Genomic DNA, 13,489 nt, shown 5'->3' with positions numbered 1-13,489 from the left:
TTATAATGAAAAATGATTGAATATCGATAATAAGTCCTAGTTCAAAGTAAGATATAATGACATTTTTAGGCTAAAAACTACATTTTAGTGCAATTAAAAAAGACAGAAAACATCTATATTAAGCAGATAACCAAATATTAAGATTGTTATAAGACAAGGTGATAGTAGAGTGTATAGTAAATAATAGTATGTAATATTCTTGATATGTTCCAGACGTTTGTCTATTATATTCAACGACTAAACTAATACTCGTAAGTTAATTACATGGATGTGCCAATTCTGGTGTATCTAAATCAGAACAGACAACTTTAGGAGTACAAATATATATGTTTAATATTAAGAAGACTTTGACAATCGCTGCCGGTGTTGCCGGTGCCTTAGCGTTCGGAGGAGCCCATGCAAGTGCCGATACAACAGATTATGTTGTTCAATCAGGTGACACATTAAATAAAATTTCAGCAAAGTACAACGTTTCAGTTGACAAAATTGCTGCTCAAAACAACATTTCAAATGTTAACTGGATCGTTACAGGACAACATTTGAGTTTTGCCACAGATGACACAACTTCAACACAAACAGCTTCAACAACAACAGCTGCTGCTGATACTTCATCAACAACACAAGCAGCCTCAACAACATCTTCAACTGATAACACAGCTTCAACTTCAACACAAACAGCTTCAACAACAACAGCTGCTACTAGCTCAACAACAACGTCATCATCTTCATCATCAGAAACAGCTGCTTTGAATGCACTGATTGCACGTGAATCAAGTGGAAATGTTAATGCTACTAACGGTCAATACTATGGCTTGGGTCAATTATCTGCACAAGCACGTTCTATTTACGGTGGTAACACTGCCGACTACAATGATCAATTGAATGCTATGAAGGCATATATTGCAGCCCGTTATGGTACTGCTGTTAACGCTTTGGCACATTCAAATTCTACTGGTTGGTATTAAAATTTAGTTTTATAAAAAAGAAAATCGCCATTTGGCGTTTTTTTTCGTTATAATAAATTTATGCAAATAAATTACGATTTTTTAGACTCATATACATTTAAAAATAAACCAATAACAGTTCGAAACCATGTAGTTATGGCGCCAACTACGCTAAAAAGCTCTCTGGAAGATGGCAGTGTGTCAGATAATGAACTGAAATATTATCAAATGCGCTCAAATGGTCCGGGAATGATTATTGTTGAGGCAGCATATGTTAATGAACTCGGAAAAGGCTGGGAAGGTGGCCTTTCAGCTGCTGATGACGATAAGATTGAGGGACTGTCAAGGTTAGCTAGTGCAATTCATTCTGGTGGTGCTAAGGCTATTTTGCAGTTATTTGCATCTGGTCGTCAATCAAACCAAACAATTTTGCGTGGTGAACAAATTGTTTCAGCTTCTGCTCAGCCTTACCCTCACGGTAGCCATGAAACGCCTCGTGAGCTTAAACATGAGGAAATTTCGCAAACAATTGAGGATTTTGCAGCAGCAACAAAACGGGCCATATTAGCTGGATTCGATGGTGTTGAGTTGCATGGTGCCAATTTGTATTTATTACAACAGTTTTTTTCACCAGAAAGTAACCGACGTCAAGACATTTGGGGTGGGACTTTAGAAAAAAGAATGCGTTTTGGGTTAGCGGTTGCCGCTAAGGTCGGTGATACCATCGATAAGTATGCAGAGCGTCCATTTTTACTGGGCTATAGGCAGTCTCCAGAGGAATCAACTACCCCAGGGATTACATTGGCAGACTCATTAGCTTTTGTACAAAGGTTGGTTACTCTACAGATAGATTATTTACATCTATCACTAAAGGATGCTTTTCAAAAGCCTTTTCGTGACGCAAAAGCCGTCAAACAAATAACGACTTATTATACGGAAGTTTTACCAGATAATGTGCCACTAATGGTAGCAGGACTCATTAAGCAACCGATGCAAGTTGAGTCATTACTCGATGAAGGAGTGACCTTTGCAGCCATGGGTAGAGCGCTGATTGCTGACCCAAATTGGGTTCAGAAAGTAAAATTAAATGATGAAAAGTCTATTAGGTACGCTGTTTCTCCAGCCGATTTTGATCTATTGGGAGTACCCAAGCCACTAAAAAAGTGGTTATTAACTCGTTTTAAAAATGGGTTCCCAGTAACAACTGACATAGAATTCGATCCAAAGACACCTTGGAAATACTATAAAAGTATGCCAACTCAGCCCAGACAACAGATTGATCCGACAAAATTAATGACTTTGAAGAAAAGGGTTGACGATAATTAGTATTCTTGATATACTAATATAGTTGTTTGATTGAAACAAATGACATATTGATCATGGCTCGTTGGTCAAGTGGTTAAGACGCCGCCCTTTCACGGCAGAATCGAGAGTTCGATTCTCTCACGAGCTATCAAAAGTCACAACTTAGGTTGTGGCTTTTTTTGTGTATAAAAAATGCAAATAAAAAGCGTTCTAAGAACACTTAAGTATGTTTATGATTAACGGTAGCATTGATGGCTGAGTTCACAATAGTATCAAAATCATTCTGTTCAAAATTATCCAATCCAGCACGAGTGGACCCGCCTGGAGAAGCAACGTTGTTCATTAATGTTACTGCATCGCTATTTGATTTTTGTAGGGTTTCAGTTGTACCAGCCACAGTTGAAGCAGCAATGGCGGCTGCACTCTCGCCATCTAATCCGTTGTTGATGCCAGCCTGAGTTAATGCATCGATAAATTTGAGGACAAATGCAGGACCTGAACCCGCGATTGCTGAAAAAATAGCGAAATGTTGTTCATCAAGGACACTAGTAGTACCTAACAAATGCCAGTAATTTTGCACTACTTCAATTTGACTCTCGCTTAAACGCTTTGAAAATGCTAAAGCGGTACTACCTTTACCGATTGCTGAGTTAATATTGGGTAATGAACGAACATTAAAAGCTGTTGGGAACACTTCATCAAGATCCGCAATCGTCACTTGCGCAAGTACTGAAATAACAATTTTACCGTCTAGGTTTAAAGAATTACCCAGCGTACGTAGTTGGTTAGGCAAGAAAGCGATAATGACAATATCACACTTTTTTGTGATTGTTTCTGAGTCGGCTGCTTGGATATGTAAATTTGCTGCCAATTTAGCCGCACTGTGTGGAGAGGAAACATAAATATTTTTGCTATCAATACCTGCGTAAATCAAGCCTTTAATCATCGCAGTAGCCATGTTGCCAGCACCAATGAAACCATAATTCATAGTCGAGACTCCTTTGTGTTTTATAGTTACATTATAGCAAACAATAGCTGTTTATTTTATGTGGCGCGTGTTTTAAGTTTTAGTAGGCTAGTTAAACTTGCTGCAACCAACATTAAGAATGCAGCAGTTAAAAAAGTTACTTGTACACCATGCAAATCAACTATTTCAGCACTGAGGTGTGCGTGTTTATGACCATAGTTAAGTGCACTTTTCGTCATAATTGTTACCAAAGCGGCTGTACCAAATGATGCTGCAAGTTGTCTGATTGTAGTAAACATGGCAGATCCATCAGGAATGAGTGTTAAAGGTAACGCATTGAAGGCCTCTGTTTGAATTGGCATCAGGACCAAGACTAGTCCAAGTTGACGGACAAACTGTCCGAGAACAGCGAGCCAAAGTGAAGTTGTTAATGTCAGAGAAGCTAAAATAAAAGTGCCAAACGCTGTAATCATAATACCAACTAATGTTAAGTATTTAGCACCGTAGCGATCATATAAACGACCACTCCACGGTGATAAAAATGCGGTTACTAAGGCACCAGGAAACAACACTAGACCTGATTGAAAAGCCGTGGTACCACGCACATTTTGCATATAGAGGGGTAACATCAGTGCACCACCGTACATAGCAATCATCAAAACAACGTTGATTAAAACAGCAACGTTAAATTGTCTATATTTAAATACGGACATATTTAACAATGGTGTTTTAGTTGTATACTGGTGCCAAATGAATAAACTTGTAACAATAATACCTATTAATACAAATCCCCATACAGTAAACTCATTCCAAGGGGTTGCACCTGCGTTAGAAAATCCGTAAAGTAATGATCCAAGACCAATACTTGACAAAACAACACCGATAAAATCGAATTTTAACCTCTTTTGTTGCCCAATATTTTGTAGTAAGAAATAAGCCAAGATGAAGTTCGCAATAATTAATGGTGCGACAAGATAAAATAGGAAGCGCCAACTTAAATTAGTAACGACTAATCCCGACAAGCTGGGACCCAAAGCAGGGGCGAAATTAAGCGCCAAACCGATTGTCCCCATTGCAGATCCGCGTTCATTGGGCGAAAACAAGTTCATGACAACGACGTTCATTAAAGGGCCGAATACACCGGCGCCCATTGCTTGAATCATACGCCCGATAATGAGGACATCAAATGTTGGCGCAAATCCAGCAGTTGCTGTTCCGACGGCGAATAGTCCAGCGGCGGTCAAGTATAGTGTACGTGTTGTTAGGCGTTGAATCAGAAAAGCTGTTAACGGAACCATCACACCATTGACTAACATGTAGCCATTTGTCATCCATTGACCCAAGTCTGTGGAAATATGAAATTCACGCATGATATCTGGCAAGGCAACATTCATTAATGTTTGATTCAAAAAGCCTAAAAAGGTGCCGATAACTAATATGATTAAGATTGTTTTTTGCTTTTGTGTTATATTCAACAGTATCCTACCTTTCATGGTTTTTATTCATAAAAATGCAAACAAAAAACCAGTATAAATACTGGTTTTAAGTAGTCAATAAAATTACTTTGTAGAAGGTAATTCTTCTGACTTACCTTTTGCCCATTGTTGCAATTTTGCGATAGCAGCTTGACGTTGTTTCTTAGCAGCGCTATGACTAACTTTGCGGGCACGTGCAAATGAGTTAAGTGGCTTCTTTAATACCATGATTGTGCTCCTTTTTTATTCAATGATTTCATACAAATAATAATTATACGGCAAAATCTATACGATTACAAGTGTTACAATATATATTATGGAAACTTGGAATGAACAAACAATTAAAGAATTTCGTAAAACATTGCTCAATTGGTATGATAAAGAAGGGCGAGTGCACTTGCCATGGCGTGTCAATCATGATCCTTATCGCGTTTTAGTTTCGGAAATTATGCTGCAACAGACACGCGTAGATACAGTTATTCCGTATTTTGATCGCTTTATGACATCGTTACCAACGGTTGGTGATTTAGCGACCGCACCAGAGGATGTTGTGCTCAAATTATGGGAGGGTTTAGGCTACTACTCGAGAGCGCGAAACTTACAAAAGGCGGCGCAGTTTGTTGTCAATGAATTGCATGGGCAATGGCCAGAGAGTAGTGATGATCTGCAAAGCTTGCCAGGAGTGGGTCCATATACAGCGGCAGCTATTGCGTCAATAAGTTTCAATGAGGTAGTCCCAGCAGTTGATGGCAACCAATATCGTGTTTTTAGTAGATTACTTAAAATTGACGCTGACATTGCTGATACAAAATCACGTAAGATATTTTATGATATTATTGCGCCAATTGTTGATCCGGAAAGACCAGGGGACTTTAACCAAGCAATTATGGATTTGGGATCAAGTTATATGACAACCAAAAATCCCGATAGCTTGTATTCACCGGTGCGTGAATTTAATGCGGCTTTTCGAGATGGTGTTGAGGATCAATACCCTGTTAAAACCAAGAAACAACGACCAGTAAAACAGTTGTTTATGGCTTCAGTTTTTGAAAAAGATGGTAAATTATTATTTGAAAAACGACCGGATAGCGGTTTGTTGGCTGGATTTTGGACATTTCCACTAACGCAAATTGAAAGTATAGAATCAATTACGGGTCAACAGTTAAATATTAAGCCCGTGACACATATTTTTACACATCGTCGATGGGAAATTTGGTTAGTGAAGCAAGAAACAGCTATGTTGAATGATAATCAACAATATTTTAGTTCTGATGAGTGGTCGGCATTAAGCTTACCAAAGGTACAACATAAATTATTGGAGAAATTATATGATACCGAATTCTAAATACAAAAATATATTTTTTTGGACCATTGAATTATTAGCGCTATCGCTCTTAATTTTGATTGTTTCCCGATTTGATTTTCTAATGAAACCAATTTCAGTATTTATTTCCACGGTTTTTGTACCATTGATTCTCGCCGGATTTTTGTACTATGTTTTGAAACCTGTTTTGACACTTTTAAAGAAAATTACAGTTAAAGGGCATAAAATGCCGCATCAACTGGCTGTTATAATTACTTTTGTGTTGTTCCTAGCCGTGATAGCTGGTTCCTTGATTTTATTGATACCAACTCTAGTGGCGGAAATTACTAATTTAATTACTGCATTACCTGAATTTGCACAAAACGTACAGCGCTTTGTAACAGATTCACTACAAAGTAAGTGGTTATCAAATTTAAATTTGTCAATTGATATAGATGAAGTAAAGAGTGCTGTTGGCAAGTACTCGGCTTCTTTTTTAACTATTACGGCAGGTACATTAGGCAGTGCTGTCTCGATGGTTACATCGGTCACGATTAATGTCGTGACTATTCCAGTCGTTTTATTTTATATGCTAAGTGATGGTGATCGCTTGCTACCAGCAATCCAGAAGCTTTTTCCGGTTCGTTTTGCTGATAATGTCAAAGAATTGACACTTAAAATGGATAAAACTATTGAAAGATATATATCGGGGCAAGCTCTTGAAATGTTGTTTGTCGGGGTGACCATGGCTGTGGGTTATTTAATTATTGGTGAACCATACGCATGGTTACTGGGTGTGATTGCTGGTATTACTAACATTGTGCCATATATTGGCCCTTGGATTGGGGTTATACCAGCGTTGATTGTTGCCAGTACACAATCATGGAAACAAATGTTGTTGGTAATGATTGTGATGATGGTTGTTCAGCAATTGGATGGAAACTTTATTTATCCAAATGTTATTGGAAAATCATTACAAATTCACCCATTAACAATTATGATTCTTTTGATGGTAGCCGGTAATCTTTGGGGTATTTTTGGCATGATATTGATTGTGCCAATGTATGCAGTTGCTCGAACTGTTGTTAAATTTGCCATTGAAATGCGTCAATTGACTAAGGAATCGTTAGAATAGCAGTTTTTTAACATTTTTTTGATTTAAGTTGTATTACCCTCTTGACTGATTTAGGTTTTTCCAGTAGAATTAAAGGGTTGTGTGATACATGCGGGTGTGGCGGAACTGGCAGACGCGCTGGATTTAGGTTCCAGTGGAGTAATCCGTGCAGGTTCGATTCCTGTCACCCGTATAATATGGCCGCCGCCATATTTATATATTGAGGTATCTGGTATTATTCACTTGTAGTACCTGAGTACTTTAATTTGCCGACCTAGCTCAGTTGATAGAGCACCTCACTAGTAATGAGGGGGTCGCCGGTTTGAGCCCGGCGGTCGGCATAATTACTTTCAAGAAAAAGCATGAATTCTTATGAATTCATGCTTTTTTCTTTCGTAATATATTGTTGAAATAAGTTTCGCTCAACTTCAGATAGCTCAATGGTTAACCAACTACCGGTTTCGTCATATTGTTCTTCTATAAATTTATGTTTTGCCGCTAATTGGGCAACAACATTTCCTTTATCAAAGGGTATATGCAAAGTTACGACTTCGCTGTCGTTAAAAATATGTTTAACAATGAGATCAATCAATGCATCTTGAGAATTGGTATCTAGTGCTGACAAAGTAATCACGTTATCGCCAGAGATGTCCGGATAGTGCAAATCAGTGCGATCAGCTTTGTTATATACTGTAATAACGGGTTTACCAGTAACACCAATCTCAGTTAATGTTTTCTCAGTTGTTTCCATCATAGCTTTATAATGCTCGTCTGAAACATCCACCACGTGCAGTATTAGATCTGCATTTGCCGCTTCTTGTAATGTTGATTTGAAAGCAGCAACTAAGTTATGAGGTAGCTTGGATACGAAACCAACCGTATCACTTAATAAAAACTGTCTTTTATCAGGAAGAGTCAGTTGTCTAACTGTGGTGTTTAGCGTAGCAAATAGCATATCTTTTTCAAACACTTGCTTACTATCATCATTGTCTGCACCAACACCAAAACGCATCAACAAACGATTCATCAAGGTAGACTTTCCAGCGTTTGTGTAGCCAACCAGTGCTACGTTTGGTAAGTTGTTAGCGTGTCGTTGCATTGAACGCGTATTTTCACTTTTATCTAAATCAGCCAGTTCTTGACGAACATGAACCATTTGAGACGTAATACGTTGGCGAGATTGTTCTAGCTTTGTTTCACCAGAACCACGTGAGGTGAAACCTGCGCCACCTGTACCTGTTTGTTGATCTAATGAAATTGACATGCTTGTACGTAAGCGTGGTAATTGATATTGTAAACGTGCTAACTGAACTTGGAGTTTTGCAACTTTAGTCTGGGCTCGTTGTGCGAAAATTTCGAGAATTAAACCAGTACGATCGACAACAGTAGCATCTGTTGTTTTTTCTAGGTTACGAATTTGAGAAGGTGTCAATTCATCGTTGACAACAATCATATCAACGTCATAAGTTTTTACAGCTTCACCTAACTCTTCGACCTTACCTTTACCAAAGTAAGTGCTAGGATTTGGTCGTTCTAGCTTTTGGGTAAAAGTTTCAACGGGTTCAAGATTATTTGCTTTTGCTAGGTTCGCTAGTTCTTCTAATTCGTAGTCTAGGTTTCCCTGATTAGTTGTTAAGCCAACTAAAAATACTTTGCGAGGGTTTTCTTGCATAAAAAATGCCTCCAATCAACTTGCGAGACTGGTGGCAGTTTACGTGTTTAGTACGAAAAAGGCAGACCAATCTCAAGAAAAGCGTATAAAAACAATCTATTGCTTTTATTCACCACATCTTAAAAATTGTTCAACAAGTTCTCGTACCTCTTTCTTCTTAATAGTGATAGTGTATAAGTTTTATAGGAAAATGTCAATAATAACGTACTTTGTTTTGTGATAATTTCTTCAACGCTGCTCCTAGATTTAACGTATAATAGAATGAGTTAACTAATTAATAGAAGGTTTTGAACATGTCAAAAGAAATTTACTTAACTGGTGATCGTCCCACTGGTAAACTACATATTGGTCATTATATTGGATCGTTAAAAAACCGTGTGAGCATGCAAAATTCTGGCGATTACTTGCCATTTGTTATGATTGCTGATACACAAGCATTTACAGATAATGCTCGTAATCCAGAAAAAATACGTCAATCATTAACTGAGGTAGCCTTGGACTATTTGGCGGTTGGTATTGACCCAGCTAAGACAACCATTTTTGTACAATCACAAATCAAAGGGTTATTCGAACTTACAGAATACTTTATGAACTTGGTTAGTGTCGCTCGGTTGCAAAGAAATCCAACAGTTAAGTCAGAAATTAAACAAAAAGGCTTTGATGAGGGAATCCCTGCAGGATTTTTGACATATCCAGTATCACAAGCAGCTGATATCGCTATTTTCCGAGCAACAAAGGTGCCAGTAGGGGATGATCAAGAACCTATGCTTGAGCAGACACGTGAATTAGTACGCTCGTTCAATAATGCTTATAAGTCTGATGTCCTAGTTGAACCAGTTGGTGTTTTTCCACCCAAGGGGCAAGGGCGTTTACCAGGTTTAGATGGTAATGCAAAAATGTCCAAGTCATTAAATAACGGCATTTTCTTGAGTGATGATGCGGATACATTGGTGAAAAAAGTTAAGTCAATGTATACAGATCCCTTACATATCAATATTACTGATCCTGGTCATGTTGAAGGTAATGTGGTGTTTACTTACTTAGATATTTTTGATCCGGATAAAAAACGTGTTCAAGAACTAAAAGATCAGTATACTGCTGGTGGCTTAGGTGATATGAAAATAAAAAAGCATTTGATAGATGTCATGGAAGCTGAAATGGCACCAATTCGTCAACGACGCGAAGAATACGCCCAAGATATCCCAGCGGTTTTGAACATGTTGCAAGAAGGCTCAAATAAAGCCAATGTTGTCGCCGAGGAAACAATGAAAGATGTCCGTCACGTGATGGGACTGGATTATTTTAGTAATTAAAAGCTCGGACTTTCCGAACTTTTTTATTTGATGTGATGGGTATTGATGAATAATAAAGATATCATCTATTTATCTTGGAGATATGATGGGAAATAATGAACAGAAATTGAATCGTGGTTTTGGATTAACAGCATCATTAGCTTTAGTTGTTGGAACAATCATTGGTTCTGGTATATTTTTTAAGCAAGGCAGTGTCTTAGAATCAGCAGGTAGTACAAACGCAGCGATGCTAGCGTGGATTGCTGGAGGTCTTTTAACGCTAGCGTCAGGAATCAGCGTAGCTGAAATTGGCTCTCAAATGGACAAAACTGGTGGCATTTATATTTATATCGAGAAAATTTATGGTAAGGTTTGGGGTTTCTTAGCTGGGTGGATGCAAGTGGTATTTTACGGCCCAGCAATGATGGGATCTATTGCAGCATATTTTGGCATTTTATTTGTTGATTTATTTGGATTATCTAAGTCTTTAGCTATACCATCCGCAATTATTGCATTATCTTTTGTAGGTCTTATTAACTCAATTCCAAACCGATTCAGTGCCGGTTTTCAAATAATAACAACTACAGTGAAAATGTTGCCGATTATTGCATTAATCATTTTTGGCCTTTTTTTTGGACAGCATGATGCGATTGGACAGACTGTTGCTCAGGTTTCGCAGAGTGACCAAGGTGGCTTCGGAGTGGCTGTATTAGCCACCTTATTTGCTTACGATGGTTGGGTTACTCTAGCTAATATAAGTGGTGAAATTAAAAATCCACAAAAAGTATTACCCAAGGCTATTATTTTTGGTATTTTGATTGTTCTAGTTGCCTATGTTGGTGTGAGTTTTGGCGTTTATCAGAGTTTGCCCGCTAATACTATTGTTAAGTTGGGACAAAACACAACGTTATACATGGCTACAAATGCATTTGGTATTATTGGTGGCAGGTTATTGAGTATCGCTGTATTAATTTCTTTACTTGGAACACTAAACGGGAAAATCGTTTCATTCCCTCGGGTGTTGTTTGCAATGGCTAACGATGGATTGTTTCCGTTTGCCAAACAATTTGCCAAAATCAATATGCGTTCTCGAACACCTAATAAGTCCATTTGGTTTATGATTTTTCTTGGCATTTTAATGATTGTCTTTACAAATCCAGATAGATTAACCGATATTGCGATTTTTACAACCTTTTTATTTTATATACTTGTTTTTGCTGGTGTTTTTAAATTACGCAAAAAGGATCCTTTTGGAGAGAAGCGTAGCTTTTCTATGCCGCTGTATCCTTGGATACCAATCGTCGCTATTTGTGGTTCACTCTATGTTGAAATCTCTGAGATTATGCACGATTTGTCTGGTGTAATAATTTCTATAGCAATTGTCGCTGTTGGTTACCCTGTTTATATATTCTTATCTCGCCGCACGAATAAGGAGTAAAGTATTTGTAAATATTGATCTAATAGAATGCTATTAGTTTGATTAAATCGGACAGAAATATATATGATTGAGCGAAGAACTGACATAGCAATAGTATCATATGTGCTCCTCTTCAATCCCTTAATTTTCAAATGAGATGTTTTAGTCCTTTAGTTGTTCGCAATGCGACGGTCATTTCATAGATAAATAAAAAACGTAAAAAAGACGCCTTTAAAGGCGTCTTTTTATTTAATTTGAAGAATCATCAGAATCTGTTGATTCATCATCTGCTGGTCGAAGAGAATCAGCTATTGTTTGTAGAGAACTTGGTATGTCACCACCATATGCTGAACCGGTGGAAGCGTGCTTTAAGCCAAGTGCTTTACGAGCTAAGTTAGTAACGCGTTGCTTTTCTTTTTGAGTGACAACTTCATATGAAACGTTGTTCCCTTCAGAATCAGGATAACTCGTGCTGACACCCTGAATATGCTCGGTGACAATATTTTTCGCTGCATTAATGTATTTGCTAGCAATTGTCGTTATATCTCCAAATGACAAATCAGTTTGAACATTTGAACTCATTGTATTCATAAACTTTGTATTTAACAAACTTGAAACATTAGCTGACTTTTTGATCAAACCCTCTAATACCAATCGTTGACGTTTTTGACGCCCATAGTCACCATCTGGATCATCGTAACGCATGCGCGAGAATGCAAGGGCTGCATCACCAGTCATGACGTGTTTGGTTGCCGACCAAGTGACCCCATTATCATCAGAATGTTCATAGCCTGTGCTTCCCTTGTGGAAACGGTATAGGTTTGCACCGTAAGCATGGGCTGTTTCCTGACTATAAGTGAAGTCAATGGGGGACTTAACAGAAATTCCCCCAACTTGAGTAACCATTTTTTCCAAGCCGGACATATTAACTAAGGCATAAAAATCAATAGGAATGTTTAAGTAAGATTCTACAGTTTTAATGGCAGTTGCCGTTGAACCATAGGCGTAGGCTGCATTTATTTTTTGAGGGAAAGTACTTTCGTACCCCGGAATAGAAACCATTGCATCACGAGGGATAGAAATCATTGTTGTTTTTTTTGTCTTGGGGTTAACAAGAAGCAACATCATTGAATCGGTACGTCCTTTGTATGTACGTCCTAATTCACCGGTATCCGTTCCAAATAACAAAATAGACAAGGGCTTTCCACTTTGAACAACGCTTGAGACGTTTCGGGATTTAGTGACGCCACTGCTCTTGTATGTTTTATCAATTGCTGATTTAGTATTATGGATAGCCATCCAAGCAAATGTGCCTGACACGATAAGTAAGAGACCGACAATAAGCAAGATAATATTTCGTAGTCTGTGACTACTTTTTGAATAGCGATCAATTCTGGACTTAACTGCAGTTTGTTTATTTTTTTTCATAACGGTCTCTCGATTGTTTTGGCCAATGAAATATGGCGGTTTGTAAGATAATAAAGACAGCTACCGAGTTTTATCGATATACTACCATTTTTGGGCAACAAAGGCAAAAGGCTTGAAACTAACGATCAATCAAAAAATAGTAACCAGTGTTCTCACCATATTTTGAGATTATTCATCTAGCAATAATTCATCTGCCATGTATAGATATTTAAGGGCACGACTAAAAATATCGGCAAAAAACCAACTGATAGTAATGATATCGGACCAAGTTAAAGTCAAGATTAAATTTTAACCATATCAGCTTTTTTTTATAATTATATCTCATATAATGCTACAATTATTAAGAGCTATAAGCAAATGAGTTTGTAGAAATTTAATATTTGGGAGAATGTGAGCAAGCGGGGTCAATTGAGCATATTGAATATGCTTATCCGTATCATCACAATTATAAACAATGTTAATTCCACCGGATAAATTAAGAAAAATTTTAATCATTACCTTTGGCATTATTTTTGTTTTTTTAGGTATTCAAGTTAGATTTCATATGATATTTATGCAAGTTCTGGACGCGA

The 13,489-nt window shown here is 37.6% G+C and carries 11 protein-coding genes and 3 tRNA genes; 9 read left to right on the top strand and 5 right to left on the bottom strand.

The window, feature by feature from the left end:
• The first annotated feature begins 326 nt into the window (after positions 1–326).
• The 3 genes from RHP64_RS09265 (at position 327) to RHP64_RS09255 (ending at position 2,397) form a co-directional block, all read left to right on the top strand.
• On the top strand, positions 327–965 hold the full coding sequence (locus tag RHP64_RS09265) for a LysM peptidoglycan-binding domain-containing protein (protein WP_011680432.1): 639 nt from the start codon (positions 327–329) through the stop codon (positions 963–965).
• Between the two features lie 60 nt (positions 966–1,025).
• Positions 1,026–2,270: an NADH-dependent flavin oxidoreductase gene (locus RHP64_RS09260; protein ID WP_025268506.1), complete on the top strand. Its 1,245-nt coding sequence runs from the start codon at positions 1,026–1,028 to the stop codon at positions 2,268–2,270.
• Positions 2,271–2,325: 55 nt separating this feature from the next.
• A tRNA-Glu gene (locus RHP64_RS09255) sits at positions 2,326–2,397 on the top strand.
• A gap of 72 nt (positions 2,398–2,469) precedes the next feature.
• Here the strand turns inward: RHP64_RS09255 and proC are convergent.
• From proC to RHP64_RS09240, 3 genes are all read right to left on the bottom strand, one after another.
• Complete coding sequence (proC, locus tag RHP64_RS09250) at positions 2,470–3,237, bottom strand: pyrroline-5-carboxylate reductase (protein ID WP_002815619.1); 768 nt, start codon at positions 3,235–3,237, stop codon at positions 2,470–2,472.
• Positions 3,238–3,293: 56 nt separating this feature from the next.
• Complete coding sequence (locus RHP64_RS09245; RefSeq protein ID WP_025268505.1) at positions 3,294–4,691, bottom strand: MDR family MFS transporter; 1,398 nt, start codon at positions 4,689–4,691, stop codon at positions 3,294–3,296.
• An 84-nt stretch (positions 4,692–4,775) separates the two neighbouring features.
• The gene (locus tag RHP64_RS09240; protein WP_002815612.1) at positions 4,776–4,919 is read right to left on the bottom strand and encodes a hypothetical protein; all 144 of its coding nucleotides are present in this window, start codon (positions 4,917–4,919) and stop codon (positions 4,776–4,778) included.
• An 88-nt stretch (positions 4,920–5,007) separates the two neighbouring features.
• On the opposite strand from RHP64_RS09240, the gene mutY reads away from it, so the two are divergent.
• The 4 genes from mutY (at position 5,008) to RHP64_RS09220 (ending at position 7,449) form a co-directional block, all read left to right on the top strand.
• Positions 5,008–6,036 carry an A/G-specific adenine glycosylase gene (mutY, locus tag RHP64_RS09235; RefSeq protein WP_014325137.1) on the top strand — a complete coding sequence of 343 codons (1,029 nt, stop codon included), beginning with the start codon at positions 5,008–5,010 and terminating at the stop codon, positions 6,034–6,036.
• A complete protein-coding gene (locus tag RHP64_RS09230; protein ID WP_462785047.1) occupies positions 6,020–7,129 on the top strand; it encodes an AI-2E family transporter in 1,110 nt (369 codons plus the stop codon). The genes mutY and RHP64_RS09230 overlap by 17 nt, the downstream gene beginning before the upstream one ends.
• Before the next feature lie 90 nt (positions 7,130–7,219).
• A tRNA-Leu gene (locus RHP64_RS09225) sits at positions 7,220–7,301 on the top strand.
• Positions 7,302–7,376: 75 nt separating this feature from the next.
• A tRNA-Thr gene (locus tag RHP64_RS09220) sits at positions 7,377–7,449 on the top strand.
• 29 nt (positions 7,450–7,478) lie between these two features.
• Here the strand turns inward: RHP64_RS09220 and hflX are convergent.
• Entirely contained in the window at positions 7,479–8,780 is a 1,302-nt protein-coding gene (hflX, locus tag RHP64_RS09215) for a GTPase HflX (RefSeq protein WP_025268503.1), read from the bottom strand.
• 293 nt (positions 8,781–9,073) lie between these two features.
• Between hflX and trpS the strand changes: the two genes are divergently transcribed.
• Entirely contained in the window at positions 9,074–10,093 is a 1,020-nt protein-coding gene (gene trpS, locus RHP64_RS09210; protein WP_002815607.1) for a tryptophan--tRNA ligase, read from the top strand.
• 85 nt (positions 10,094–10,178) lie between these two features.
• A complete protein-coding gene (locus RHP64_RS09205; RefSeq protein ID WP_025268502.1) occupies positions 10,179–11,510 on the top strand; it encodes an APC family permease in 1,332 nt (443 codons plus the stop codon).
• A 228-nt stretch (positions 11,511–11,738) separates the two neighbouring features.
• Here RHP64_RS09205 and RHP64_RS09200 read toward each other — a convergent pair whose 3' ends face one another.
• The gene (locus RHP64_RS09200) at positions 11,739–12,917 is read right to left on the bottom strand and encodes an LCP family protein (RefSeq protein WP_011680422.1); all 1,179 of its coding nucleotides are present in this window, start codon (positions 12,915–12,917) and stop codon (positions 11,739–11,741) included.
• Between the last annotated feature and the right edge of the window lie 572 nt (positions 12,918–13,489).

The sequence above is a fragment of the Leuconostoc sp. XM4 genome (assembly GCF_055698815.1).
The sequence above is the reverse complement of the archived record's forward strand: the minus strand, read 5'-3'. Positions and strand labels throughout refer to the sequence as shown.

Coding starts and splice junctions, on each gene's coding strand:
- RHP64_RS09265 (WP_011680432.1), top strand. CDS start 327: ATGTTTAATATTAAGAAGACTTTGACAATCGCTGCCGGTGTTGCCGGT.
- RHP64_RS09260 (WP_025268506.1), top strand. CDS start 1,026: ATGCAAATAAATTACGATTTTTTAGACTCATATACATTTAAAAATAAA.
- proC (WP_002815619.1), bottom strand. CDS start 3,237: ATGAATTATGGTTTCATTGGTGCTGGCAACATGGCTACTGCGATGATT.
- RHP64_RS09240 (WP_002815612.1), bottom strand. CDS start 4,919: ATGGTATTAAAGAAGCCACTTAACTCATTTGCACGTGCCCGCAAAGTT.
- mutY (WP_014325137.1), top strand. CDS start 5,008: ATGGAAACTTGGAATGAACAAACAATTAAAGAATTTCGTAAAACATTG.
- RHP64_RS09230 (WP_462785047.1), top strand. CDS start 6,020: ATGATACCGAATTCTAAATACAAAAATATATTTTTTTGGACCATTGAA.
- hflX (WP_025268503.1), bottom strand. CDS start 8,780: ATGCAAGAAAACCCTCGCAAAGTATTTTTAGTTGGCTTAACAACTAAT.
- trpS (WP_002815607.1), top strand. CDS start 9,074: ATGTCAAAAGAAATTTACTTAACTGGTGATCGTCCCACTGGTAAACTA.
- RHP64_RS09205 (WP_025268502.1), top strand. CDS start 10,179: ATGGGAAATAATGAACAGAAATTGAATCGTGGTTTTGGATTAACAGCA.
- RHP64_RS09200 (WP_011680422.1), bottom strand. CDS start 12,917: ATGAAAAAAAATAAACAAACTGCAGTTAAGTCCAGAATTGATCGCTAT.